This is a genomic window from Pseudokineococcus basanitobsidens, assembly GCF_037482545.1.
Lineage (GTDB): Bacteria > Actinomycetota > Actinomycetes > Actinomycetales > Quadrisphaeraceae > Pseudokineococcus > Pseudokineococcus basanitobsidens.
On record NZ_JBBIAA010000005.1, the window covers coordinates 185,937 to 210,594 of the forward strand.

24 protein-coding genes are annotated in these 24,658 nt (G+C 75.1%); 13 read left to right on the forward strand and 11 right to left on the reverse strand.

Annotated features, from left to right (window positions below; all coding sequences use genetic code 11):
* The 3 genes from qcrC to qcrB form a co-directional block, all read left to right on the forward strand.
* The coding region (gene qcrC, locus WDZ17_RS07475; RefSeq protein WP_339574519.1) for a cytochrome bc1 complex diheme cytochrome c subunit at window positions 1-867 on the forward strand (867 nt) is incomplete at its 5' end.
* Entirely contained in the window at window positions 864-1,892 is a 1,029-nt protein-coding gene (gene qcrA, locus WDZ17_RS07480; protein WP_339574520.1) for a cytochrome bc1 complex Rieske iron-sulfur subunit, read from the forward strand. The genes qcrC and qcrA, both read left to right, overlap by 4 nt.
* Window positions 1,889-3,586, forward strand: a complete 1,698-nt coding sequence (gene qcrB, locus WDZ17_RS07485) for a cytochrome bc1 complex cytochrome b subunit (protein ID WP_339574521.1) — start codon at window positions 1,889-1,891, stop codon at window positions 3,584-3,586. The genes qcrA and qcrB overlap by 4 nt, the downstream gene beginning before the upstream one ends.
* A gap of 173 nt (window positions 3,587-3,759) precedes the next feature.
* Here qcrB and WDZ17_RS07490 read toward each other — a convergent pair whose 3' ends face one another.
* The 7 genes from WDZ17_RS07490 to WDZ17_RS07520 form a co-directional block, all read right to left on the reverse strand.
* A complete protein-coding gene (locus WDZ17_RS07490; protein WP_339574522.1) occupies window positions 3,760-4,473 on the reverse strand; it encodes an alpha/beta hydrolase family protein in 714 nt (237 codons plus the stop codon).
* A gap of 17 nt (window positions 4,474-4,490) precedes the next feature.
* Window positions 4,491-4,889, reverse strand: a complete 399-nt coding sequence (locus WDZ17_RS07495; RefSeq protein ID WP_339574523.1) for a cytochrome c oxidase subunit 4 — start codon at window positions 4,887-4,889, stop codon at window positions 4,491-4,493.
* Complete coding sequence (gene ctaD / locus WDZ17_RS07500; RefSeq protein ID WP_339574524.1) at window positions 4,886-6,652, reverse strand: aa3-type cytochrome oxidase subunit I; 1,767 nt, start codon at window positions 6,650-6,652, stop codon at window positions 4,886-4,888. Before ctaD ends, WDZ17_RS07495 begins: the two co-directional genes overlap by 4 nt.
* A complete protein-coding gene (ctaC, locus tag WDZ17_RS07505; protein WP_339574525.1) occupies window positions 6,649-7,521 on the reverse strand; it encodes an aa3-type cytochrome oxidase subunit II in 873 nt (290 codons plus the stop codon). Before ctaC ends, ctaD begins: the two co-directional genes overlap by 4 nt.
* Before the next feature lie 75 nt (window positions 7,522-7,596).
* Complete coding sequence (gene aat / locus WDZ17_RS07510) at window positions 7,597-8,352, reverse strand: leucyl/phenylalanyl-tRNA--protein transferase (protein ID WP_339574526.1); 756 nt, start codon at window positions 8,350-8,352, stop codon at window positions 7,597-7,599.
* A 127-nt stretch (window positions 8,353-8,479) separates the two neighbouring features.
* Entirely contained in the window at window positions 8,480-8,857 is a 378-nt protein-coding gene (locus WDZ17_RS07515; protein ID WP_339574527.1) for a HesB/IscA family protein, read from the reverse strand.
* A gap of 174 nt (window positions 8,858-9,031) precedes the next feature.
* On the reverse strand, window positions 9,032-10,456 hold the full coding sequence (locus WDZ17_RS07520; protein ID WP_339574528.1) for a M20/M25/M40 family metallo-hydrolase: 1,425 nt from the start codon (window positions 10,454-10,456) through the stop codon (window positions 9,032-9,034).
* Window positions 10,457-10,592: 136 nt separating this feature from the next.
* On the opposite strand from WDZ17_RS07520, the gene WDZ17_RS07525 reads away from it, so the two are divergent.
* The 3 genes from WDZ17_RS07525 to WDZ17_RS07535 are packed head-to-tail and all read left to right on the forward strand — an operon-like array spanning window position 10,593 to window position 12,370.
* Window positions 10,593-11,189 carry a DUF3043 domain-containing protein gene (locus tag WDZ17_RS07525; RefSeq protein ID WP_339574529.1) on the forward strand — a complete coding sequence of 199 codons (597 nt, stop codon included), beginning with the start codon at window positions 10,593-10,595 and terminating at the stop codon, window positions 11,187-11,189.
* Window positions 11,190-11,192: 3 nt separating this feature from the next.
* Complete coding sequence (locus WDZ17_RS07530) at window positions 11,193-11,558, forward strand: hypothetical protein (protein WP_339574530.1); 366 nt, start codon at window positions 11,193-11,195, stop codon at window positions 11,556-11,558.
* 17 nt (window positions 11,559-11,575) lie between these two features.
* Complete coding sequence (locus WDZ17_RS07535) at window positions 11,576-12,370, forward strand: nitroreductase family protein (protein ID WP_339574531.1); 795 nt, start codon at window positions 11,576-11,578, stop codon at window positions 12,368-12,370.
* Window positions 12,371-12,392: 22 nt separating this feature from the next.
* Here the strand turns inward: WDZ17_RS07535 and WDZ17_RS07540 are convergent, their stop codons facing one another.
* On the reverse strand, window positions 12,393-13,082 hold the full coding sequence (locus WDZ17_RS07540) for a class I SAM-dependent methyltransferase (protein WP_422631883.1): 690 nt from the start codon (window positions 13,080-13,082) through the stop codon (window positions 12,393-12,395).
* 123 nt (window positions 13,083-13,205) lie between these two features.
* Here WDZ17_RS07540 and WDZ17_RS07545 point away from each other — a divergent pair, with 123 nt between their 5' ends.
* The 3 genes from WDZ17_RS07545 (at window position 13,206) to WDZ17_RS07555 (ending at window position 15,580) form a co-directional block, all read left to right on the forward strand.
* Window positions 13,206-14,132: a YihY/virulence factor BrkB family protein gene (locus WDZ17_RS07545; protein ID WP_339574533.1), complete on the forward strand. Its 927-nt coding sequence runs from the start codon at window positions 13,206-13,208 to the stop codon at window positions 14,130-14,132.
* A gap of 93 nt (window positions 14,133-14,225) precedes the next feature.
* Complete coding sequence (locus tag WDZ17_RS07550) at window positions 14,226-14,972, forward strand: SCO2322 family protein (protein ID WP_339574534.1); 747 nt, start codon at window positions 14,226-14,228, stop codon at window positions 14,970-14,972.
* Window positions 14,969-15,580, forward strand: coding sequence for a DedA family protein (locus tag WDZ17_RS07555; RefSeq protein WP_339574535.1), 612 nt, complete (start codon window positions 14,969-14,971; stop codon window positions 15,578-15,580). The genes WDZ17_RS07550 and WDZ17_RS07555 overlap by 4 nt, the downstream gene beginning before the upstream one ends.
* Window positions 15,581-15,608: 28 nt before the next feature.
* Here the strand turns inward: WDZ17_RS07555 and gcvT are convergent, their stop codons facing one another.
* A complete protein-coding gene (gene gcvT / locus WDZ17_RS07560; protein ID WP_435873331.1) occupies window positions 15,609-16,742 on the reverse strand; it encodes a glycine cleavage system aminomethyltransferase GcvT in 1,134 nt (377 codons plus the stop codon).
* 224 nt (window positions 16,743-16,966) lie between these two features.
* Here gcvT and WDZ17_RS07565 point away from each other — a divergent pair, with 224 nt between their 5' ends.
* Entirely contained in the window at window positions 16,967-18,475 is a 1,509-nt protein-coding gene (locus WDZ17_RS07565; protein ID WP_339574537.1) for a leucyl aminopeptidase, read from the forward strand.
* Window positions 18,476-18,590: 115 nt separating this feature from the next.
* On the opposite strand, the gene WDZ17_RS07570 is transcribed toward WDZ17_RS07565, so the two are convergent.
* Window positions 18,591-18,980, reverse strand: a complete 390-nt coding sequence (locus WDZ17_RS07570) for a GntR family transcriptional regulator (protein ID WP_339574538.1) — start codon at window positions 18,978-18,980, stop codon at window positions 18,591-18,593.
* Between the two features lie 11 nt (window positions 18,981-18,991).
* Window positions 18,992-19,366 carry a hypothetical protein gene (locus tag WDZ17_RS07575; protein WP_339574539.1) on the reverse strand — a complete coding sequence of 125 codons (375 nt, stop codon included), beginning with the start codon at window positions 19,364-19,366 and terminating at the stop codon, window positions 18,992-18,994.
* Between the two features lie 313 nt (window positions 19,367-19,679).
* Between WDZ17_RS07575 and lpdA the strand changes: the two genes are divergently transcribed.
* From lpdA to WDZ17_RS07590, 3 genes are all read left to right on the forward strand, one after another.
* A complete protein-coding gene (lpdA, locus tag WDZ17_RS07580) occupies window positions 19,680-21,083 on the forward strand; it encodes a dihydrolipoyl dehydrogenase (protein ID WP_339574540.1) in 1,404 nt (467 codons plus the stop codon).
* A 61-nt stretch (window positions 21,084-21,144) separates the two neighbouring features.
* Complete coding sequence (gene sucB / locus WDZ17_RS07585) at window positions 21,145-23,118, forward strand: 2-oxoglutarate dehydrogenase, E2 component, dihydrolipoamide succinyltransferase (RefSeq protein ID WP_339574541.1); 1,974 nt, start codon at window positions 21,145-21,147, stop codon at window positions 23,116-23,118.
* Between the two features lie 142 nt (window positions 23,119-23,260).
* Window positions 23,261-24,157 (forward strand): TIGR01777 family oxidoreductase, encoded by an 897-nt coding sequence (locus tag WDZ17_RS07590; RefSeq protein WP_339574542.1) that lies wholly within the window; start codon window positions 23,261-23,263, stop codon window positions 24,155-24,157.
* Window positions 24,158-24,658 lie beyond the last annotated feature (501 nt).

Genomic DNA, 24,658 nt, shown 5'->3' on the forward strand with positions numbered 1-24,658 from the left:
GGCTCCGAGCCCCGCCGGGCCGCTCGCGCGGCCCGGCACCCGCACCCCGAGCGTGAGGAACACCAGGACGTGAGACCACTCGCCGCCCGCCGGCGCTCCCCGGCCGCCACGGCACTGCTGCTGCTCGTGGCGCTCGTCCTCACGGGCGCCGCGTACACCGCCCTCGCCCCCGGCCGGGCCGACGCCTCCCCCACGGTCGCCGGGGCCGAGGGCGACGTCGACCGCGGCCAGGAGCTGTTCCTCGCCAACTGCGCGACCTGCCACGGGCTGCAGGCGCAGGGCGGGACCGGCGGCCCCAGCCTCATCGGCGTCGGCGCCGCCGCCGTCGACTTCCAGGTGGCCACCGGACGGATGCCGCTGGCGCAGCAGGCGCCGCAGGCGCCGCAGAAGGCCCGTTCCTTCGACGACCAGGACACCGCGGACCTCGCGGCCTGGGTCGCCTCGCTCGCGCCCGGCCCGGCCATCCCCGAGCCGGACCAGGTCGTCGCGCTCGACGACCCCGAGGACATCGCCGCGGGCGGCGAGCTGTTCCGCGTGAACTGCGCCATGTGCCACAACGTCGTCGGCGCCGGCGGCGCCCTGACGCAGGGCAAGTACGCGCCGTCGCTGGGGGACGTCGAGAACCGCCACATCTCCGAGGCGATGCTCACCGGGCCGCAGTCCATGCCCGTCTTCAACGACGACAACATCACGCCGCAGGAGAAGCAGCAGATCATCAGCTACCTGGACGAGGTCAACACCGCGCCCTCCCCCGGCGGCTGGTCCCTGGGCTCCATCGGCCCCGTCACCGAGGGCCTGTTCGTGTGGATCGGCGGCATGGGCCTGCTCATCGGCTGCGCCGTCTGGCTGGGGGCGAAGTCCTCGTGAGCGACGTGCAGCTGCCGAACTCCGACAAGTCCGCGCTCGACGAGCCGGACGCCGGCCGCACGCCGGTCCGGTTCCGCAACCCCGGCCTGCCGGCGCACCGGCACCGCAACGCCGACGTCGACCCCCGGGCGGCGAGGCGGGCCGAGCACCAGGTGCTGGTCCTGCTGGCGCTGTCCGCGCTCGGCACCCTCGTCTTCATCGTCGCGTACTTCGCGGTGCCGCTGGACGGGACCTTCGCGACGCTCCAGGTCAGCAACATCTCGCTCGGCCTCGGCCTGGGGTGCGGCATCTTCTTCATCGGCATCGCGGCCGTGCACCTGGCGAAGACGCTCATGCCCGACACCGAGATGATCGACGAGCGCCACCCGCAGCGCGGGACCGACGCGGAGCGCGAGGACGCCGCCGCGATCATGGTGCAGGGAGGGCACGAGTCCGGTCTCGGCCGCCGCAAGTTCGTCCTCGGCGGGCTCGTCGGCGCCGCCGCCCTCGCACCGCTCCCCGCCGTCGTCCTCCTGCGCGACCTCGGTCCGCTCCCGGGGGACGACCTGGCCCACACCCTGTGGGACGAGGGCGTGCGGCTCGCCCTCGACCCCTCCGCGGAGCCGATCCTCGCCTCCGACGTCACCATCGGGTCGGTCTTCCACGTCATCCCGGAGAACCTGTACGAGAGCGAGCACTTCCTCGACGAGAAGGCCAAGGCCGCCGTCCTCGTCATGAGGGTGGACCCGGACGTCGTCCAGGACGACCCCTCCCGCGCCGGGTGGGACGTCGACGGCATCTACGCCTACTCCAAGATCTGCACGCACGTGGGTTGCCCCGTGGCCCTCTACGAGCAGCAGACGCACCACCTGCTGTGCCCCTGCCACCAGTCCACCTTCGACCTGACGCAGCACTGCAAGGTCATCTTCGGACCGGCCAACCGCGCTCTGCCCCAGCTGCCCATCAGGATCGACGACGAGGGCTACCTCGTGGCGCAGAGCGACTTCCTCGAACCACCCGGACCGAGCTACTGGGAGCGCGGATGAGCACCACCGCCGGCAGCACGGCTGCCTCCACACCCACCAGCCGCACCGCCCGCCTGTCCGCCGGGGCTGCTGACTACTTCGACGAGCGCATCGGCGCAGCACGCCTGGTCAAGGGGTTCGCCCGCAAGGTCTTCCCCGACCACTGGTCGTTCATGCTGGGCGAGGTCGCGCTCTACAGCTTCGTCATCCTGCTGATCTCCGGCACGTTCCTCACGCTCTTCTACGTGCCGAGCATGACGCTCGTGGAGTACCAGGGCTCCTACGCGCCGATGTACGGCGTGACGATGTCGGACGCGTACGCCTCCTCGCTCAACCTGTCCTTCGACATCCGCGGCGGCCTGCTCATGCGGCAGGTGCACCACTGGTCCGCCCTGGTGTTCGTCGCGGCCATCGTCGTGCACATGTTCCGCGTGTTCTTCACGGGCGCCTTCCGCAAGCCGCGCGAGCTCAACTGGGTGCTCGGCGTGATGCTCGCGGTCCTGGCGCTCGCCGAGGGGTTCACGGGCTACTCGCTCCCCGACGACCTGCTCTCCGGCAACGGGCTGCGGATCATCGAGGGCGTGATCCTCGCCATCCCCGTGGTCGGCACGTACATCGTGTTCTTCCTCTTCGGGGGCGAGTTCCCCGGGGAGTCGATCATCCCGCGGCTGTACATCCTGCACGTCTTCGTGCTGCCGGGGATCATCCTCGCCGTCATCGCGCTGCACCTGGCGCTCGTGGTCGCCCACAAGCACACCCAGTACCCCGGCCCCGGGCGCACCAACGACAACGTGGTGGGCTTCCCGCTGCTCCCGGTGTACGCCGCCAAGGCCGGCGGGTTCTTCTTCATCGTCTTCGGCGTGATCATCCTCATCGCGTCGCTGGTGTCGATCAACGCGATCTGGAACTACGGCCCCTACGACCCGTCCCCCATCTCGGCGGGCACGCAGCCGGACTGGTACATCGGCTTCGTCGACGGCCTGCTGCGGCTGATGCCGGGGCAGCCGGAGTTCACGGTCGCCGGCTTCACGCTGTCGCTGAACATCTTCCTGCCCTCCCTGGTCGTGCCGGGCCTCATGGTCGTGGCCCTGCTGGCGTACCCCTTCCTCGAGCAGTGGGTGACCGGGGACCAGCGCGAGCACCACCTGCTCGACCGCCCGCGCAACGCCCCCGTCCGCACCGGTATCGGGGTCATGGCCATCACCTCCTACTGCGTGATGTGGGCGGCCGCCGGCAACGACCTGATGGCCATCGCGTTCGGGCTGTCGATCAACGACCTGACGTGGCTCCTGCGCTTCCTCTTCTTCGTGCTGCCGCCGGTGGCCTTCGTCGTCACCAAGCGGATCTGCCTGTCGCTGCAGCGCAAGGACCGCGACCTGGCGCTGCACGGCCACGAGACCGGTCGCGTCGTCCGCACGGCCGACGGCGAGTACTTCGAGGTCCACGAGCCGCTCTCGGAGGCGGACCGCTGGGTCCTCGTCCAGCACGAGGCGTACCGCCCCCTCGCGGTGCCGCCGAAGAAGCGCGAGGACGGCAGCAAGCCCTCGGGCCTGGAGAGGGTGCATGCCGGGCTGTCGAACTTCTTCTTCGAGGACCGGGTCGAGCCGGTGACGCCGCGGGAGCTCGCGGCGGCGCAGCACCACGGCGAGCACGAGGCCATCGAGCAGCCCACGGGGGCCGAGGCCGAGCGCCGGGAGCTCACCTCGGGTCCCTGACCCGGCTCGCACGACGTCCGAGCAGGTGTCGACGCCCCGTCCCCGTCCAGGGGGCGGGGCGTCGGCCGTCCTGTCGTCCTGTCCTCCGGCCACCGGGGCGAGGTCGCCCCGGCAGACCGGCACCGGCCGGGCCACGAGCACCTCGTCGCCGCGGCCCGGACGTCGTCCTCACCTCAGCGTGAGGACTCGCGACGCCCCTCCCCCTCGTCCGCGCGGTCGCCGGCGAGACGCCCCAGCCAGGGGCGGACGGCCTCCCGCAGGGCCCCCCGGTCGCGCCGGAGCGCGTGGTCCCCGGGGACTCCCACGACCTCCGTCCTCGGCCCTGCGACGGCGGCGACGTCGGCGGGTGAGCCGAAGCGGTCCCGCTCGCCCTGCACCACGAGCGTCACGACGTCCTGCGGGAGCTCGGCGGCCCGGCTCCGGTCCGGCCGCTCCGGAGGGTGCAGCGGGAAGGCCAGGGCCAGCACGCCGTCGGCGCCCAGTGCCCCCGCGGTGCGGCAGGCCACTCGCGCGCCCGCGCTGCGGCCGCCCAGGACCAGCGGCCCCTCCCCGGTGACGAGGAGGTCGGTCGTGCGCAGGTGCTCCACGACGGCCACCCAGGCGGTGTCGAGGCGAGCCGGCGCCACCGCGATGCCGCGCCCGGCGACCACCCAGGGCTGGTCGACGAGGACCACGCCCCAGCCGCCCAGGAGCGCCTCCTGCGCCACCGCGAGCAGGTCCGGGGTGCGGGCCCCGGCGCGGCCCCCGGCCCCGTGCCCGAGCACCAGGAGACCGCCCCGCCGTCCCCCCGGCACGTGCACGACCGCCAGGGCGGGCCCCTCCACGGTGGCCACCTCGACGACCGACGCCGCCGCCCCCGGCAGGGGTGCGGCGGCGTCGGTGGGCACGCGGGCGGGTCGGTGGGTCAGTGGGCGAAGCGGCCCCGGTAGTGCTCGTACAGGAGCCCGACGAGCGACACCACCCCGAGAGCAGCGCCGATGTAGCAGACCCAGAAGGAGACGGCGAGGCCGAAGAACACCGTGAAGGCGGCCAGCGCCAGCGGGAGCGGCCACCACGACCAGGGGCTGAAGAAGCCCTGGTCACCGGCCGCCTCGCTGATGTGCGCCTGGGGGTCGTCCTCGGGGCGGGGATCGATGCGGCGCGCGGTGAGCCAGAGGTAGCCGCCGACCATCGCGGCCAGCCCGCCGGTGAGGAACAGCCCCGTGGTGCCGACGGCCTCTCCTCCCGTGAAGAAGGCGTAGATGGCGCCCACCGGGATGAAGACGAGCATGCCGCTGAAGAAGAGCTTCGTCTCGATGCTCACGACTGGTCCTTCCCCTGCCGCTCGCCGCCGAGGTCCGCCTCGCCGTAGAGGCGGTCCAGGGCGTTCCGGTCCGGAGTGGTGGCGGTGGCCGCTGCCACCTCGGGGTGGTGCAGGTCGAAGGCCGGCGACTCCGAGCGGATCCGCGGGATGGCGGTGAAGTTGTGCCGCGGCGGCGGGCAGGACGTGGCCCACTCCAGCGACCGCGAGTAGCCCCAGGGGTCGTCCACGACGACCCGGGGGGCCGAGCGCCACGTCCGGTAGACGTTGTAGGCGAAGGGCAGCATCGACGCGCCGAGCAGGAACGAGAAGATCGTCGACACCTGGTTCATACCCGTGAAGCCGTCGCTGGCGAGGTAGTCCGCGTAGCGCCTCGGCATGCCGATCACGCCCAGCCAGTGCTGGATGAGGAAGGTGCCGTGGAAGCCCACGAAGAGCAGCCAGAAGTGGATCTTCCCGAGCTTCTCGTCGAGCATGGTGCCCGTGAACTTGGGCCACCAGAAGTAGAAGCCCGCGAACATCGCGAACACGACGGTGCCGAAGACCACGTAGTGGAAGTGCGCCACGACGAAGTAGCTGTCGGACGTGTGGAACGTCAGCGGAGGGCTCGCCAGGATGATGCCGGTCAGGCCGCCGAACAGGAACGTGACGAGGAAGCCGATGGACCACAGCATCGGGGTCTCGAAGGTGAGCGACCCCCGCCACATGGTGCCGATCCAGTTGAAGAACTTCACCCCGGTGGGCACAGCGATGAGCATCGTCATGAAGGCGAAGAAGGGCAGCAGCACCGCGCCGGTCACGTACATGTGGTGCGCCCACACCGTGACGGACAGGCCGGCGATGGAGATGGTGGCGAAGACCAGCCCCTTGTAGCCGAACAGCGGCTTGCGGCTGAAGACCGGGAAGATCTCCGTCACGATGCCGAAGAACGGCAGCGCGATGATGTAGACCTCCGGGTGCCCGAAGAACCAGAACAGGTGCTGCCACAAGATGGCACCGCCGTTCTCGGCCTCGAAGATCTGGGCCCCGAGCCGACGGTCGGCACCCAGCGCCAGCAGCGCCGAGGCGAGCGGCGGGAAGGCCATGATGACGAGCACCGCGGTGAGCAGGATGTTCCAGGTGAACAGCGGCATCCGGAACATCGTCATGCCGGGCGCCCGCATGCAGATGATCGTCGTGATGAAGTTGACCCCGCCGAGGATGGTGCCGAATCCCTGCAGGGCCAGGCCGAAGACCCACAGGTCGCCGCCCACCCCGGGTGAGTACACGGGCCCGGACAGCGGCGCGTACGCGAACCAGCCGAACGAGGCCGCGCCGCCGGGCACGAAGAAGCCCATGAAGACCATCAGCCCGCCGAAGGCGAACAGGTAGAACGAGAACATGTTCAGCCGGGGGAACGCCACGTCCGGCGCGCCGATCTGCAGCGGCATGATGACGTTGCCGAAGCCGATGAACAGCGGCGTGGCGAACATCAGCAGCATGATCGTGCCGTGCATGGTGAAGAGCTGGTTGTACTGCTCCTTGTTCTGCACGATCTGGATGCCCGGCTCGAACAGCTCGGCGCGGATGATCAGCGCCATCACCCCGGCGACGAGGAACCAGAAGAACGAGGTGATGAGGTAGAGGTAGCCGATCGTCTTGTGGTCGGTGGAGGTGATCCACGACACGACGGCGCGCCCGAGGGTGCGCTCGGAGACCCGGCCGACGGACTGGCGCGTGGCCGTGGTGCTCTCACCGGCGCCGGCGGCCTCGTAGTACGTGGTCACTGCTCACCACCATCCCTCGTGCCGTCGGAGCCGGTCTTGTTGAGGTCCTCGCCGAGGCGGCCGGTCTGGCCGGCGTCCCGCAGCGCCTGCATCTGGTCGTCGTACTCGTCCTGGCTGACGACCGCGACGCGGAAGAGCATCTCGGAGTGGTACTGGCCGCAGAGCTCGGCGCACTTGCCCTCGTAGACGCCGGTCTGGGTGGGCGTGACCTCCATGTAGTTGGTCCGCCCCGGGATCATGTCCTTCTTGTAGAGGAAGCCGGTGACCCAGAAGGAGTGGATGACGTCCCGCGAGGTCAGCTCGAACTGCACGGTCTGGTCGACGGGCAGGTAGAGCGTCGGGATCGCGGTCTCCGGGGTGCCCTGCTCGTCGAGGTCGACCTGCGTGGAGGTCTCGTAGACGTCGTCGGTGAGGTAGTTGAAGTCCCAGGCCCACTGCTTGCCGACGACGTTGATCTGCACGTCCGGGTCGTCGGACAGCTGCTCGATCGCCGACTGGTCGCGGGCGGTGAAGTAGAACAGGACGCCCACCATCATCAGCGGGACGACCGTGTAGAGGATCTCGAGCGGCACGTTGTAGCGCAGCTGCGCGGGCAGGCCGACGTCGTCCGGCTTGCGCCGGTAGGCCACGACGACCCAGACGATGAGGCCCCACACGAGGACGCCGACGGCGAGCGCCGCGATCCAGGAGCCGTTCCACAGCGAGATGACCCGACCGGTCTCGTCGGTCGCGTCGGCGGTGCTCGGCAGCCAGCCGGTGGAGATCGCCTGCGACGAGCACCCCGCGGTGAGCAGGGCGGTCGCGGCGAGGCCCGCGAGCAGCGGCGCGGCCCTGCGGCGAGGGCGGTTCGTGGCGGTGGGGCGCACCATGAGCCTTCCGGTCGATCGGCCGCGGCGGTCGCAGGCGACCACCCGTCCGAGCCAGGGGTGTTGACGCCCGCGAGGCTACCCCCCGCCCCCCCGACGGGTGAGGGCGGTGGCGGCGGGACGCGCCGTCTCCCCGGCCCCCGCGGCACCGGGGCGCAGCGCGGGCGGGTCCGGCAGCGCGAGGGCCCGGGCGAGCCGCGCGAGGTAGCCGGCGCGGGGGACCTCGACGACGCCGAGCGAGGCGAGGTGCTCGGTCCGCCACTGGACGTCCAGGAGCCGCCCGGCGCCGTCGGCCCCGTCGTCGCGCAGGCGCTCGACGAGGCCCACCAGGGCCACCTTGGAGGCGTCCCGCTCGCGGTGGAACATCGACTCCCCGGCGAACAGGCCGCCGAGCACGACGCCGTACAGGCCCCCCACGAGCCGGCCGCCGCCGTCCCGGACCTCGACGCTCGTCGCCCGCCCCCGCTCGTGGAGCGCGAGGTACGCCGCCCTCACCTCGGGGGTGATCCACCGGCCGGGCCGGGAGGGGTCGGCGCAGGCGTCGACGACCTCGGCGAAGGACTGCCCGACCGTCGTGGTCGTCGCCCGGCACGCGCGACGCAGCGAGCGGGACACGCGCAGGCCGTCGAGCGGGAGGACGCCGCGCGGGTCCGGCGACCACCACCCCAGGGGGCGGCGGCCGGCCCTCCCGGTGCCCATCGGGAACAGGCCGAGCCGGTAGGCGTCCAGCAGCGTCGCCGGCTCCAGGTCCGCACCGACGGCGACGAGGTCCTCGCCCGGCGCGCTCCGGGCCAGGGCCGCCGCGAGGGGCTCGGCCCACGGGGATCCCGTCACGCCGGGGTCCCCCTCACGCCGGCGCCCGTCGTCGCCCGCGCCCGGACGCACGACGGGCCGCCGTCCCCGGTGGGGGGACGACGGCCCGTCGGGTCGTCACGGCGTGCGCGGGAGGTGCCCGGCCCGCTCAGCTGAAGGAGTCGCCGCAGGCGCAGGAGCTGCCCGCGTTGGGGTTGTCGATGGTGAACCCCTGCTTCTCGATGGTGTCCGCGAAGTCGATCGTCGCGCCGTCGAGGTAGGGGACGCTCATCTTGTCGACGACGACCTCGACCCCGTCGTAGTCGCGCACCGCGTCCCCGTCGAGCGTGCGCTCGTCGAAGTACAGCTGGTAGATGAGGCCGGAGCAGCCACCCGGCTGGACGGCCACGCGCAGGCGGAGGTCGTCCCGGCCCTCCTGGTCGAGCAGGCTGCGGACCTTCTCGACGGCGGGGGTGCTGAGGTCGACGCCGTGGGTCTTCGCCGGCGCCTGCGTCGCCTCCGAGGGCTGCGAGGTCTGCGTGCTCATGTGTGCCTCCGCACTGGCGGGCGCCCTGGGGCGCCGGTGGTCTGGAGCTCGTCCTGTCGCGCTGCCCGGCCCCTCGTGAGGAGCCGTCCGCCAGGAGAACGGCGGCGGTCGCCGACGTGTTCCGGCGGACCCAGCGTACGGCCGGCCGGGACGGCCCGACGCGGCCCCGCGGCGCTACACCTGCCCCGCCAGCCGGGCCAGGAGCAGCGCCTCGGCGGTGCAGGCGCGCTCGAGGACGACGAGCGACAGGGACTCGTCGACGCCGTGGGCCCGCGTGTCCGGGTCCTCCACCCCGGTCACGAGGACGACGGCGCCGGGCAGGACGTCGAGCAGCTCGGCGACGACCGGGATCGACCCGCCCATCCCCTGGTGGGCGGGCTCGGCGTCGTCCCACGCCGTGCGCAGCGCCCAGTCCGCCGCGTCGCGGACCGGGCCCGGCCGGTCCCCCGCGAAGGGACGTCCGGACCCCAGCCGCCGCACGTCCAGGTGGGCGCCGAAGGGCACGGTCCGCCCGAGGTGCTCGCGGACGAGCCGCTCGGCCTCGTCGACGTCCTGGCCCGGGGCGAGGCGCACCGAGAGCTTCGCGCGCGCGGCGGCGGCGAGGGTGTTGCTGGCCTCCGCCATCGGGACGGCGTCGGTCGCCACGACCGTCGCGGACGGGCGCGTCCACGTCCGGGCCAGCAGCGGGCCGCGCCCGACGAGCTCGACGCCGTCCAGCACGCCGGCGTCCCGGCGCAGCTCCTCCTCGGTGCGCGGCAGGTCGGCCGCCTCGCCGCGGACGAGGCCCTCGACCGCCAGGTCGCCGGCGTCGTCCCACAGGCGGGCGAGCAGGACCGTGAGCGCCGTCGTGGCGTCCGGGACGACGCCGCCGTAGATGCCCGAGTGCAGGGGGTGGTCGAGCGTCCGGACGCCGACCTCGAGCTCGAGCAGCCCGCGCAGGCTCGTCGTCAGGGACGGGACGTCGACCGACCAGTTGTCGCTGTCCGCCACGACGACGACGTCCGCGGCCAGCCGGTCCCCGTGCGTGGCGAGCAGGTCCGGCAGGGACGGTGACCCGGACTCCTCCTCTCCCTCGACGAGGACGACGACGCCGAGGCCCTCGTCCGGGCGCCAGCCGGGCAGCAGCGCCCGCAGCGCGACGACGTGCGCCACCACCCCCGCGGTGTCGTCCGCCGCCCCGCGCCCGAACAGGCGGCCGTCACGCTCGGTCGGCTCGAAGGGCGGGCTGGTCCAGTCCGCGGCGCGACCGGCCGGCTGGACGTCGTGGTGGGCGTAGAGCAGGACGGTCGGGGCCCCCCGCGGCGCCGGGCGCCGGGCCAGGACGGCCGGCGCGCCGGGCGTCCCGTCGGGGCACCGGGCGCCGACCACCTCGACCTCCGGCATCCCCGCCCCGCGCAGCAGCTCGGCCACCGCCTCCGCGCTGCGGGCGACCGCCGCGACGGCGTCCGGCTCCTGCGAGGCGGACACCGAGGGGATGCGCACCAGCCGCTCGAGGTCCTCCCGCGCCGCGGGCAGGAGCCCGCGGACCCGCTCCACCAGTCCCGCGGCGCCCTGCCCGCCGAGGTCGTCGTCGCTGCCGGGTGCGCTCGTCGTCGTCACGCCCGCGACGCTACCGACGGCGCGCCCCCGCGCGGCCCCGACACCGGCCTCGACACCGGATCCCCGACCGGCCCCGGGGCCGCGCGGGCCGCTCCGGCGACGCCCGCGCCCCTGCGGGTCCACCTATCGTGGGCCCGTGCTGGGACGACGGAAGACCTCGCAGGAACCCGTGGTGGAGACCGCGCCGCGCGCCGCCGCCGCCGTCGACGGGTCGCAGCCGCAGGGCAAGGGACGCCCGACGCCCCGGCGCAGCGAGGTCGAGGCGGCGCGGCGGCGTCCGCTCGTGGTCACCGACCGCAAGGCGGCGGCGAAGGCGTCCCGCGAGCGGCTGCGCGCCGAGCGGACGAAGACGCGCACCGCGATGGAGACGGGCGACGAGCGCTACCTGCCGCCGCGCGACAAGGGCCCCCAGAAGCGCTACGTCCGCGACCTCGTGGACGCGCGGCGCAACGTGGGCGAGTACCTGCTCTTCGCGGCGCTGGTGCTGGTCGTCCTCACCTTCGTCCTGCCGCCGACCCTCGGCCTCTACGTGACGCTGGGGCTGTGGTTCTTCGTCCTGGCCGTCGTGGTCGACAGCTTCCTGCTCAACCGGTACCTCACGAAGCGGCTCGCGGCCCGCTTCGGCGACGACGTCCCGCCGGGGACCGCGCGCTACGGCGTCTTCCGGGCGCTGCAGATCCGCCGCAGCCGCCTGCCGAGGCCGATGGTCGCGCACGGCCAGAAGATCGGCTGAGACGTGCCGCACCCGTCCCGCACCGACCGGCGTCCGCAGCGCGCGGCCAGGGCGGTCGTGGGCGCGGCGTGCGGCCTGTACGCCGCGAACTGCGCCCTGGGCGCCTCCGTCGGGCTGCACCTCGTGGACACCTCCCGGGCGCACTGGGTGCACCACGCCCTGTACGGCGCCGTCGTGGCGGGCGCCCTCGGCGCCGTCGCCGCCGGCGCGCTGACGGGCTCGCGCGCCGGGCTCGCGCTCGTCCCGGCGCTGGTGCCGCTGGCCGTGCTCCCCCGCGTCCGGGCCCCCTCCCGGGCGCACGTGCTCCTCGCCGCGTCGGCGGCGCCCGCCTACGCCGCGGCGGTGCACCTCGCCCGGCACCCGTCCTGACCGGAGGTACCCCGCCCGTGCAGCTCCTCGACGCCATCCGCGACCGCCGGACGACCAACGGCGCCTTCCTGCCCGACCCCGTGTCCGAGGAGCACCAGCGGCTGCTCGTCACCGTCGCGGGCGCGGCGCCCTCGCACTTCAACAGCCAGCCGTGGCGCTTCGTGCTCGTCGACGACCGCGCCACCATCGACGCCGTCGCGGACCTCTCGGCCGGGTCGATGGAGACGATGCTCTCCAACGGCACCTTCTTCGAGCGGTACAAGCCCTACTTCCGGTTCTCGGCCGAGGAGATGGAGCGACGCCGCGACGGCATGCACATCGACCAGCTGCCCGCGGCGCTGCGGCCCTTCACCCGCGCCGTCTTCACGGGCGCCGGCCAGTCCGTGATGAACCGCCTGCGGGTCCCGCGCACCCTCGCCCAGCAGAACCGCGAGCTCGTCGCCGGCTCCCCGCTGCTGCTCGCCGTCTGCCTGGACCGCTCGGAGTACCGCCCGGGCGAGCTCTCGGGCTTCTACTCCGTGTTCGGGATGGGAGCGGCGGTGGAGAACATCTGGCTCACCACCGTGGAGCTCGGCATGGGGATCCAGTTCGTCTCCTTCCCGATGGAGCTGCCCGAGGCCTGGGCGAGCATCGAGCGCATGCTCGCGGTGCCCGACGACCTCGAGCTGATGGCGGTCTACCGGCTCGGGTACGTGCCCGAGGAGGCGCGGCGCCCGAAGATCGACTGGTCCAGCCGCCAGCGCCGACGGCTGTCCCAGTACGTCTACCGGGGGACCTTCGCGACGCCGATGCAGGACGAGCCGCCGGCGTAGTCCGGTCCGGGGGTCCCGCCGGTCAGACGACCCGGAGCACCGCGGTCGAGCGGACGTCGGCGTCCTCCAGGTGCGCGACGACGGGGACCTCGTGGCGGGCGACCTCCTCCAGCCCGGTCGGCAGGTACGCCCGGCCGGGGTCGCCGACGAGGACGAGAGCGCCTGCCCCGGCCGCCCGCCGCAGCAGCGGGAGCAGCCGCTGCGCCGTGGCGCGCTCGTAGAAGAGGTCCCCGACGAGGACCACCCGCGCGTCCGCGAGCACCCCGCCGCGGGAGAGGGCGTCGCCCGCCAGGACGTCGGCCCGCACCACCTCCAGCCCGACGCCGTTCAGGTCGGCGGACCACCGCGCGGCCGCCACCGCCAACGGGTCGACGTCGACCGCGCGGACGCGGGCCGCCCCGGCCAGCGCGGCGGCCACGGCGACCAGCCCGGAGCCGCAGGCGACGTCGACGACGCGGGCCCCGGCCACGAGCGCCGGGTGGTCCAGCACGTGCCGGGCCAGCGCCTGCCCGCCGACCCACGGGAAGCCCCAGAACGGTGGCGGCCGCGGACCGTCGGACCCGCGCTCCGTCTCCTCCCACAGCTCCAGCACGTCGGCCGCGGTGGGGAGCACGACCTCCGGCACGCCGGGCACCGGGACCGGCGCGGCGCGCTCCCGCACGAGGCGGTCCGCGGCCCGGACGTCGTCCGCCTCGCGCTCCACGCCGCCCATGGTGGCGCCGAGGGGCCTGCCCCGCCCGGTCGTGCCTCCCGACCCGGTGGTGGCGCGCACCCGCCGGGGTGGGGCGACGTCCGGGTGGTCCCTGCGGCCTCCCGCGGCTGGGAGGCTCCGCCCGTGAGCTCCGCGACGCACGTGCCCGAGACGACGGGGCACGAGGACGACCTCGAGGCGGACGACGCGTGGCGCACGCTGCGCGGCTGCGGCCCCTCGTTCGCCGTCGAGGCCTTCCGGCGCTTCCGCTACGCCGACGGCTTCTCCCACTCGCGGGCCCTCGGGCTGCAGATCTGCCTCGCCGTCGTGCCCCTCGTCGTCGCGCTCGTCGGCCTCGCGGGCTCCGTCTCCGGCCAGGACGTGGCCCGGGTGCTGCGGGCGGTCGCGATCGGCCTGACGCCCGGCGTCTCCCGCGACGTGGTCGCCGGCACGCTCGACTCCTCGGCCTCGGGGAGTGCGCGCACCGCCCTGTGGATCGGGCTCGTCTCCGCCGTGGCCGTGCTGACCACCGCGATGGCGCAGGTCGAGCGGGGCGCGAACCGGCTGTACGGCATCGAGCGGGACCGGCCCTTCGTCCGGCGCTACGCCCGGGCGGTCGTCATGGCGCTCGTCGCCGGCCTGCCCGCCCTCGCGGGCTTCCTCCTGCTCGTGGGGGCCGGGCCGGGCGGTGACGCGGTCGAGGAGGTCTACGGGGTCGACGACGGCGTCGTCACGGCGGTGGCGCTGCCGCTGGGTGCGCTGCTGCTCGTCACGAGCGTCACGGCGCTGCTGCGCCACGGGCCCCGCCGCGTGCAGCCCGGGTGGTCGTGGCTGGGGCTGGGCGGTCTCGTCGTGCTCCTGCTGTGGTCCGGCCTCACCGCGGCCGTCGTGGAGTACGTCGAGCTGTCCGCGAGCTTCACGACCGTGTACGGGCCGCTGGCCGTCGTCGTCGCCCTGCTGCTCTGGGGCCAGCTCACGTCGGTGGCCATCTACCTGGGTGTCGCCGCGGCGGCGCAGCTCGAGGCCGTCCGCGCCGGGGTCCACCACGGGGCCCGGACCGACGTGACCTGAGCCGTGCCTACGGTGGGGCCCGAGGACACGGTGGGCGGTCGAGGCACCGCACGAGGCCGTCGGGCGACCGACGGGCGAGGAGGCGAGCAGGGCGTGCGCGGGTGGACGGGCGGCGCGGCGGCGCTCGGGGCGGTGGTCGCGCTGACGCTCGCCGACCCGGCCGCAGCAGCCGTCGCACCGACGTCGACGGCGGCGTCCGCGGCGCCCCAGGCCTACGCCTACTGGGGGTCGTTCCTCCTCCGGGACGGCGCCTGGACCTTCGCTCCCGTCGGCCCGAGCGCCCGCACCGCCGAGGACGGGACGGTCGAGGGCTGGCGCTTCGCGACCGTCGGGTCCGGCGACCGGCCACGACCGCCGCGCGGCGCCCCGTCCTTCGAGGAGGTCTGCGGAGAGGTCGAGCCGGTGGACGGCGAGGTGCGCGTCGGTGTCGTCGTGGACTACGGCCGCGCCGTCGACGCACCCCCCGGCAGCTCCGACGAGCCGCCGGGGCCCCGGGCCGCCTGCGCCCAGGTGCCCGACGGCTCCTCGGGCGAGGCCGTCCTCGACGACGTGGCCGACCTCCGGGCGCAGGACGGCGTCCTGTGCGCCCTCGACGGCTACCCGGTCACGACGTGCCAGCCCGCCGTCGACCTGCCCGACGCCGCCCGGGCCGGCGACCGGCCCGTCGACGTGGCGGTGGGCGCCCCCGCCCCGGAGGTCGCCGCGGTCGACGACGCCCCCGCGGCGACGGGGGTCGCCGGGCCGGTCGGGCTGGCCGCGGCCGTCGCCGCCGCGCTCGCCGTCGCGGCCGGGCTGGCCGTGGGCGGGCGGGCCCTCCTGCGGCGGCGGGGCGACCGGTGAGCCTCCTCGACCCCGACCACCTGCTGGCCTCGCTGGGCCCGCTCGGCATCCTGCTGGTGCTCTTCGCCGAGACGGGGCTGCTCGTGGGCGTCGTCCTGCCCGGCGACACGCTGCTGCTCACGGCCGGCCTGCTGGCGGCCTCGCCGGCGACGTCGGCCACGCACCTGGACCTCGCCGCCGTCCTCGCCGCCGCCGCGGTGGGCGCCCTGGCGGGCGCGCAGACCGGGTACCAGCTCGGGCGGGTCGCCGGCCCCCGGCTCCTGGACGGCGCGCGCCGCCCGCGGCTGCGGCGGGGCGCCGAGCGCGCGGCCGCCGTCCTGGAGCGCTACGGACCCGGCCGCGCCGTCGTCCTCGCGCGCTTCGTCCCGGTGGTCCGCACGGTCCTCAACCCGCTGGCCGGGGCGATGCACGTGCGCCCGCGGGTCTTCGTCCCGGCGCAGGTCGCCGGCGGGCTGGTCTGGTCGCTCGGCCTCCCGCTGGCCGGCTACCTGCTGGGCAGCCGGGTCCCCGGGCTGGAGACCTACCTGCTGCCCGTGGTGGGGGTCGTCGTGGTGCTCACGCTCGTCCCCCTCCTCGTGGAGGCCGTGCGCTCGCGCCGCGCCGCCTGACGTCCCCTCGCCGGGCGGGCCGGGTGCCTCAGGCGCGGGTGCGGTCCGGCACGAAGGGCGGCCGGACGACGCGGCAGCGCACGCTGCGCCCGCGGACGTCGACGGCCACGACGTCGTCGCGCGCCACCCCGGGGTCGAGCAGGGCCAGCGCGATCCCCACGCCGAGCGTCGGCGAGAAGGTGCCGGACGTCGTCGTGCCGAGCGGCGTCCCGTCGGCGCCCTCGACGGGCAGCCCCGAGCGCAGGACGCCACGGCCCTCGGCGAGCAGGCCCCACGCGCGACGGGCGGGTCCGGCCTCGCGCTCGGCGACGAGCGCGGCGCGCCCCCAGAAGGCGGGCTTGTCCCAGCCGACCGCCCAGCCGGTCCGCGCCTGCACGGGCGTGATCTCCCGGGTGAGCTCGTGGCCGTGGAGGGCGTACCCCATCTCCGTGCGCAACGTGTCCCGGGCCCCGAGGCCGCAGGCCCGTCCGTCCCGGGCCCGCACCTGCTCCAGCGCGGCGTCCCAGAGGTCTCCCGCGTCCTCCCAGCGGGGCACCAGCTCGTAGCCGCGCTCGCCGGTGTAGCCGGTGCGGCACACGAGCACGGGCCGCCCGCGCCACGACGCCTCGACCCAGCCCATGTAGTCCGCGCCGACGGGCAGGCCGAGGGCGTGCAGGACGCCGTCGGACTCCGGCCCCTGCACGGCGAGGACCGCGTGCTCGCGGTGCTCGTCGAGCACCTCCACCCCGGCCGGGGCCGCCTCCCGCAGCCGCCGCGCGACCTCGGCGGCGTTGGCCGCGTTCGGCACCGTGAAGACCTCGTCGTCGCCGACGAGGTAGGCGATGAGGTCGTCGACGACCCCGCCGTCCTCCGCGCAGCACAGCGTGTACTGCGCCCGGCCGGGCGCGATCCGCCCGAGGTCGTTCGCCAGGCACCCGTCGACGAAGGCGGCGGCCCCCTCGCCGCGGACGCGCACCTTGCCCAGGTGGCTGACGTCGAAGAGGCCCGCGGCCTCGCGCACGGCCCGGTGCTCGGCGACGACGCCGCCGCCCGCGTGCTCCAGCGGCATCGACCAGCCGCCGAAGTCCGCCATCCTGGCGCCGGCGGCCACGTGCCGCTCGTGCAGCGGGCCGTGCTGCGCGGACGGCGGGGCGACGACCTCGTCGGCGGCCTCCTCCCGCACCTGCGGCGCCTCGGCGGCGGCCCGCTGCGCCGCCCGCCCGGCGTCCCGGCCTCCCCCGGCGGTCCGCGGGTCGGGGGCGTCCGGTCCGGCTGCGGTGCTCACGGCCGTCGACCCTAGCGAGGACCCGGCCTCCCGCCCGGACGACCGGCGAGCGCGCCGACGGGACGGGCCGCCCCCGGACGAGCGCAGGTCGCGGCCGCGGTCCCCCTCGGTAGCCTCGCCGGATGACCTCCGTGACCCTGCAGAACAAGGACGCCGCGTCGGCCTCCGCCGACGCCGTCGTCCTCGCCGTCGCCGTCACCGACGACGGCCCCCGCCTCCTCGCCGACCTCCCTCGCGCCCTGCGCTGGCTCACGGGCTCGCTCACGGCCCTGGGCGTGTCCGGTGCCGCCGACGAGGTCGTCCGGGTCCCGTCCGCCGGCGGCGCCTCCGCCGACGTGCTCGTGCTCGCCGGCGTCGGCCGCGTGACCGGCGGCCGGCCCGGACGCGAGGCGCTGCGCCGGGCCGCCGGGGCCGCCGCCCGCGCGTGCGCCGGCCTCGGGACGCTCGCGCTGGCGCTGCCCGCGGCCGACGTCGAGGACGGCGTGGCCGCCGTCGAAGGAGCCCTGCTGGGGGCCTACAGCTACACGACCTACAAGGAGCGGACGTCGGGGGCCCAGAAGGCGCCCGTCGGCGAGGTCGTGCTCCTGACCTCCTCGCCCCGCGACAAGGCGCTGCGGGCCGGGGTCGAGCGCGCCCGGGTCCTCGCCGACGCCGTCGCGGCGACCCGCGACCTCGTCAACGCCCCGCCCGTCGACCTGTACCCCGAGTCCTTCGCCGACGTCGCCGTCGCCGCCGGCAAGGAGCACGGCCTCAAGGTCACGGTGCTCGACGACGTGGCGCTGGCCAAGGGCGGCTACGGCGGCCTCACCGGCGTCGGCAAGGGGTCCGCGCGCGGACCCCGCCTCGTGAGCGTGACGTGGTCGCCGCGCGGGGCCTCCGCGAAGGTGGCGCTGGTCGGCAAGGGCATCACGTTCGACTCGGGCGGCCTGTCCATCAAGCCGGCGGCGTCGATGGAGACGATGAAGTGCGACATGGGGGGCGCCGCCGCGGTGCTGCAGGCCGTCGTCGCCGCGGCGCGGCTGAAGCTGCCCGTCGAGGTGACGGCGTGGCTGTGCCTCGCCGAGAACATGCCGGGCGGCGGTGCCATGCGCCCCTCCGACGTGATCACCACCTACGGCGGCCGCACGGTCGAGGTGCTCAACACCGACGCCGAGGGCCGGCTCGTCCTCGCCGACGGGCTCGTCTCGGCGAGCGAGCAGAAGCCGGACCTCATCCTCGACGTCGCCACGCTGACGGGTGCGCAGATGGTCGCCCTGGGCAGCCGCGTCGCCGCCGTCATGGCCGAGGACGAGGCCGTGGGCCGTCGGGTCCTCGCCGCCGCCGAGCGCTCCGGCGAGCAGTTCTGGCCGATGCCGCTGCCCGAGGAGCTGCGGGCGAGCCTGGACTCCCCCGTCGCCGACATCAAGAACATGGGCGAGCGCTACGGCGGGATGCTCGTCGCCGGCCTCTTCCTGCGGGAGTTCGTCGGCCGCACGGGCGGCGAGGGCAGCCCCCGCATCCCGTGGGCCCACCTGGACATCGCGGGGCCGGCCTTCAACGAGGGCGCGCCGTGGGGCTACACCGGCAAGGGCGGCACGGGCGTCGCCGTCCGCACGCTCGTCCAGGTGCTCGAGGACGCCGCCGCGCGCTGAGCCCCGGCGGCGGGACCGACGCAGGGCGCCCTCCCCGGCCGGGGTGGGCGCCCTGCGTCGTCCTCGGCCTCGCGGCACCGCCCGTGGCGGACCGGCGCGAGCGGTGGTCCGCCCGTCACCCTCCCGCGAGAGCGGCCCGCACCAGCGCCAGCGCCCGGTCGGGGTCGAGGCCCAGGCGACGCACCCGCTCGGCGAAGGCGGCGGCGGCCTGCACCGCCTCGGCCTCGGGCCCGGGCCGCGCCGCCACGACCGTGCCGGCGCGCCCGCGCGTCTCGACGACGCCGTCCGCCTCCAGCTCCTTGTACGCGCGGGCCACGGTGCCCGGCGCCAGCCCGAGGTCCGCGGCGAGCCGGCGCACCGGCGGCAGCCGCTCCCCCGGCGCGAGCCCACCCGCCTCCACCGCGGCCACGACCTGCGCCCTCAGCTGCTCGAAGGGCGGGACGCCCGACCCGGGGTCGACGGACAGGGGGGTCGTCGACGGCGGGGTCATGGACGACGGGGTCATGGACGGCGGGGTCATCGACGGCGCCGGGCCTTCTCCTCGGCGCGCTTGCGGGCGTTCCAGTCGCGCATGCGCTGGGGGTAGCCGGTGAAGTTGACGTCGTAGAAGGGCATCGCGAGGTCCTGCGCGAAGGACCGGGCCGTGCGGGCGTCCGGGACCCGGCGGCGGGTCCACTCCCCGTCCGTGGCGATGAGCAGGAGCGTCAGGCCGGTGTCGTGGGTCGCGGGCTCCAGGTAGGCCTCGACGCCGACCCGCGTGCGCGCGAACTCGGCGAGGTGCGAGGACGCCTCTCCCCGCTCGGCGCGGGCGCTCGTCCCCGTCGACCCCGCGGAGGACGTGGCGCCCCCGCGGGCACCTGCGCGGCCGACCAGCCGGGACCACCAGCCCATGTGCCTCCGCCTCCCGTCGTCGTGCCGGCCCGTCCGGGCCCCTCGTGCGCCGGGGCCCGTGCGGGGCCCGCCGGGTCACGCTAGCCGCGCCTCCCCACGACCCGCTGCGCGCGGGACCGTCCGGGCGGGGCGTCGGCGGCGTCCGGTTGCCGTGCGGCGCCGCGGTAGTGCCAGGATGGGCGACGCCCTGGCCCGACGTCGCCACGTCCGCCGGACGACGTCACCGCGTCCGCCGGACGACGACACCGCGTCCGCCGGACGACGCGTCCGCGCCGGGGCGGACCACCGCCGTCAGCGAGCCGAGGAGCCCCGCGTGCCCGAGTCCCCCGCAGACACCGTCTACGACGTCGTCGTCCTGGGTGGTGGCAGCGGCGGGTACTCCGCGGCCTTCCGCGCCGCCGAGCTGGGGCTGTCGGTGTGCCTCGTCGAGAAGGCCGAGCTGGGCGGGACCTGCCTGCACCGCGGCTGCATCCCCACCAAGGCGCTGCTGCACGCCGCCGAGGTCGCCGACTCCGCCCGCCACGCCGCGAGCATCGGCGTCCGGGCGCAGCTCGACGGCATCGACATGGCCGGCGTCAACACGTACAAGGACGGCATCGTCAGCCGCCTCTACAAGGGCCTGCAGGGGCTGGTGAAGGCGCACAAGATCACCCTGGTGGAGGGCGAGGGGCGGCTCGTGGCCGCCGACGCCGTCGAGGTCGACGGCACCCGCTACCGGGGCAAGGACGTGGTCCTGGCGACCGGCTCCTACTCCAAGACCCTGCCCGGGCTGGAGCTCGGCGGCCGGGTCATCACGAGCGAGCAGGCGATCCGGCTCGACTCCGTGCCGAAGAGCGTCGTCGTCCTCGGCGGCGGCGTCATCGGCTGCGAGTTCGCCAGCGTGTGGAAGTCCTTCGGCGTCGACGTGACGATCGTCGAGGCCCTCCCCCGTCTCGTCGCCGCCGAGGACGAGGCGGCGTCCAAGGCGCTCGAGCGAGCCTTCCGCAAGCGCAAGATCGCCTTCTCCACCGGCGTCCGGTTCAAGGGCGTGACGCAGGACGACTCGGGCGTCCACGTCGAGCTGGAGGACGGCAAGACCTTCGACGCCGAGCTCCTGCTCGTCGCCGTCGGCCGCGGGCCGACGACGGACGGCCTGGGGTACGCCGAGGCGGGCGTCACGCTCGACCGCGGCTTCGTCATCACCGACGACCGTCTGCGCACCGGCGTGAAGACCGACGGCGGCGGGGACGTCTACGCGGTCGGCGACATCGTCCCGGGCCTGCAGCTGGCGCACCGCGGGTTCGCGCAGGGGATCTTCGTCGCCGAGGAGATCGCCGGGCAGCAGCCCGCCCCCGTCGTCGACGCCATGGTCCCGCGCGTGACGTACTCCAACCCCGAGATCGCCTCCGTCGGGCTCACCGAGCGCCAGGCGCGCGAGCTGCACGGCGACGACCAGGTCGAGGTGCTCGAGTACAACCTCGGCGGCAACGGCAAGAGCCAGATCCTCGGCACGGCGGGCTTCGTCAAGCTGGTCCGGCAGAAGGACGGACCGGTCGTCGGCTTCGTCGCCGTCGGCGAGCGCATGGGTGAGCAGGTCGGCGAGGGCCAGCTCATCGTCAGCTGGGAGGCCTTCCCCGAGGAGGTCGCAGCCCTCGTGCACGCCCACCCGACCCAGAACGAGTCCCTCGGGGAGGCGCACATGGCGCTCGCCGGCAAGCCCCTCCACAGCCACAGCTGAGGCCGCGGGCCGAGCCGGCCCGTCCCCGCCGAGCCGTCCGACGATCTGAACAGGAGACCCCATGTCCCAGTCCGTGCAGATGCCCGCCCTCGGCGAGAGCGTCACGGAGGGCACCGTCACGCGCTGGCTCAAGCAGGTCGGCGACAGCGTCGAGGTCGACGAGCCCCTGCTCGAGGTGTCCACCGACAAGGTCGACACCGAGGTCCCCTCGCCGGTGGCGGGGACGCTGCAGAAGATCCTCGTCGACGAGGACGAGACGGGGGAGGTCGGCGCCGACCTCCCCCGTCTCGTCCTCGTCGACGAGGACGAGACGGGGGAGGTCGGCGCCGACCTCGCGGTCATCGGCGACGGCGAGGGCGACGACGGCGCCGGCAGCGGCTCCGACCAGCAGGACGCGGGCGGCGAGGACGACCAGCAGGCCGAGGCCGACCCGGAGCCCGCCCCGCAGGAGCCTGCGGGGCAGCAGGGCCAGGGGTCCGGGTCGGGCGACCAGGGCGGCGGCACGCCGGTGGCCATGCCGGCGCTCGGCGAGAGCGTCACCGAGGGCACCGTCACGCGCTGGCTCAAGTCCGAGGGCGACACCGTCGAGGTCGACGAGCCCCTCCTCGAGGTCTCGACCGACAAGGTCGACACCGAGGTCCCCTCCCCCGTGGCCGGGACGATCACGAAGATCCTCGTCGGCGAGGACGAGACCGTCGACGTCGGCACCGACCTGGTCGTCGTCGGCGGCCAGCCCTCGGCCGACCAGCCCTCGGGCGACCAGGACGCCGGGACGGCGCAGGAGGCCCCGGCCCCCGAGCCGGGCGGCGCGGACGACGCGGAGGACCTCGGCGACGAGGCGGCCTCGCGGCAGGCCGCCGAGCAGCAGGCGGAGGAGAAGACGTCCTCGCGCGGGTCCGGGGACGACGGCGGCGACCCGCAGGCCCCGCCCGCCGGGGAGTCCGAGCCGGAGCAGGACGCCGACGCCTACACCTCGCCGACGCCGCAGGTGCCCACGGGCACGGCCCAGCCCCAGGCCTCCGCGCCGGGCGGCTCCACCGCGGGCGCCTCGCCGCAGCAGACGGGCAGCGGGTACGTGACGCCGCTGGTGCGCAGGCTGGCGCAGCAGCACGGCGTCGACCTGTCGACGCTCACCGGGACCGGCGTCGGCGGGCGGCTGCGCAAGCAGGACGTCCTCGCCGCGGCCGAGCAGGGCGCGCAGCAGCCCCCGCAGGGCGACCAGCAGGCCCCGGCCGAGACGGCGCCGGCCGAGCAGGCCGCCCCGGCGCGCCCGTCGGTCGCCGACCGCACCCGGGAGACCGCGCAGGCGGCCGCCGGCAAGCGCGGCACCACCGAGAAGATGAGCCGCCTGCGCAAGGTCATCGCGCAGCGCATGGTCGAGTCGCTGCAGGTCTCGGCGCAGCTGACGACCGTGGTCGAGGTCGACGTCACCCGTATCGCCCGCCTGCGGGCCCGGGCCAAGTCGTCCTTCGAGCAGCGCGAGGGCGGCCGGCTGTCGTTCATGCCGTTCTTCGCGCTCGCCGCCACCGAGGCGCTGAAGGCGTTCCCCCAGGTGAACGCGAGCGTGGACGGCGACTCGATCGTCTACCACGCGGGCGAGCACCTGGGCATCGCCGTCGACACCGAGCGAGGACTGCTCGTCCCCGTCATCAAGGACGCCGGGGACCTCAACCTCGCGGGTCTGAACCGGCGGATCGCCGACCTCGCCGAGCGCACCCGGACCAACAAGGTCACGCCGGACGACCTGTCCGGCGGCACGTTCACCATCACGAACACGGGCAGCCGCGGCGCCCTGTTCGACACGCCCATCATCAACCAGCCGCAGGTGGCCATCCTCGGCACCGGGTCGATCGTCAAGCGGCCGGTCGTGGTGGCCGACGGGGACGGCGGCGAGTCCATCGCGGTGCGGTCGATGATGTACCTGGCCCTGTCCTACGACCACCGCATCGTGGACGGCGCCGACGCGGCCCGCTTCCTCTCGACGCTGAAGGCGCGCCTCGAGGAGGGCGCCTTCGAGTCCGAGCTGGGGCTCTGAGCGGACGCAGCCGTCGTCGACCGCCCGCCGCGCCCGTGTGCGGCGGGCGGTGGACGCGGCAGGAGGGGAGCCCCCAGGTGGTGGATCGGGCGAGCACGGACGTGGTGACGGCCGACGGTGCGGCCCCGCGCGGGACGTCGTCGTGAAGGTCGTCGTGTGCGGCGCGTCCGGCCTGATCGGGACGGCGCTGCGCGAGCGGCTCGTCGGGCTGGGGCACGAGGTCGTCCAGCTCGTGCGCCGCGAGCCGACGGAGCCGGGGCAGGTCCGCTGGGACCCGGCCCGCGGCGAGCTCGACGTGGCGGCGCTGACGGGCGTCGAGGCCGCCGTGAACCTCTCCGGCGCCGGGGTCGGCGACAAGCGCTGGAGCCCGGGCTACCAGCGGGAGGTCCTCGCCTCGCGCACCGAGCCGACCCGGACCCTCGCCGAGGCGCTGGCCCGGCTCGACCCCCGCCCGTCCGTCCTCGTCCAGGGATCGGCGATCGGCGTCTACGGCCACCGCGGCGAGGAGGTCCTCACCGAGCGCTCCTCCCCGGGGTCGACGTTCCTCGCGGACGTCGTCGTCGACTGGGAGGCCGCGGCGCGACCCGCCCAGGACGCAGGGATCCGCACCGCGTTCGCGCGCACCGGGCTCGTCATGGCCCCGGGCGCCGGCGCCTTCGGGAAGCTGCTCCCCCTGCTGAGGCTCGGCCTCGGCGGACCGCTCGGCGACGGGCGGCAGTGGTGGAGCTGGATCACGTTGGAGGACGAGGTCTCCGCGCTCGTCCACCTGCTCACCGCGGACGTCGAGGGGCCCGTCGACCTGACCGGTCCCGCCCCCGCCCGCAACGCCGAGCTCACCCGCGAGCTCGGCCGCGCCTTCGGACGCCCCACGGTCCTGCCCGTGCCCGCCCCGGCCCTGCGCGTCGTGGTGGGCGGGTTCGCGGAGGAGGTCCTCGCCAGCCAGCGCGTCCTGCCCGAGGTGCTGCTCGGCAGCGGCTTCCGCTTCCGCCACGCCGACGCGACGGCAGCGGCACGCTGGCTGGCCGACGAGGTCGGCTGACCGCACGCGTCCTCCCCGCCCCGCTCGACGGGCGGGTGCCGGCACCGTCCGGCCCCGCCCGGCACGGTGACGCGGTGCGCGGCTGCCGGCTCGTGGGCCCGCGGCGCCGACCCCCGTCGTGACAGCGTGCTCGCGGGTCCCGGGGATCGTCGCTTCGGAGCCACGGTCGCTCCGGATCGGTCACTCTCCGGTGGTTCTTCGACGGACACCTGAAGCGGTGACCTTCCATCACAGTCGGATAACGGCGCCCCATTCTGCTGGCGCCCCGGCGGCGACCGTGATGGTCTCCCAAACGGACGGCCGGGACTGCGCCGTCTGTCCGAGACGATGCCGTCGACGAACCGACCTCCTGGAGGAACACGTGATCTCAGCGAAGAAGTCGCTGGCCCTGTCCGCCGCCCTCGCCCTCACCGCGCTGCCGCTGGCCGCCGGCAGCGCGTTCGCGGCCGACGACGACTCGACCGACCTCACGGCGAGCCTGTCGCAGCTCAACGACTCGGG

Coding starts and splice junctions, on each gene's coding strand:
- sucB (WP_339574541.1), top strand. CDS start 21,145: ATGTCCCAGTCCGTGCAGATGCCCGCCCTCGGCGAGAGCGTCACGGAG.
- WDZ17_RS07565 (WP_339574537.1), top strand. CDS start 16,967: ATGACCTCCGTGACCCTGCAGAACAAGGACGCCGCGTCGGCCTCCGCC.
- ctaC (WP_339574525.1), bottom strand. CDS start 7,521: ATGGTGCGCCCCACCGCCACGAACCGCCCTCGCCGCAGGGCCGCGCCG.
- WDZ17_RS07515 (WP_339574527.1), bottom strand. CDS start 8,857: ATGAGCACGCAGACCTCGCAGCCCTCGGAGGCGACGCAGGCGCCGGCG.
- WDZ17_RS07540 (WP_422631883.1), bottom strand. CDS start 13,082: ATGGGCGGCGTGGAGCGCGAGGCGGACGACGTCCGGGCCGCGGACCGC.
- qcrB (WP_339574521.1), top strand. CDS start 1,889: ATGAGCACCACCGCCGGCAGCACGGCTGCCTCCACACCCACCAGCCGC.
- WDZ17_RS07570 (WP_339574538.1), bottom strand. CDS start 18,980: ATGACCCCGTCGTCCATGACCCCGCCGTCGACGACCCCCCTGTCCGTC.
- WDZ17_RS07575 (WP_339574539.1), bottom strand. CDS start 19,366: ATGGGCTGGTGGTCCCGGCTGGTCGGCCGCGCAGGTGCCCGCGGGGGC.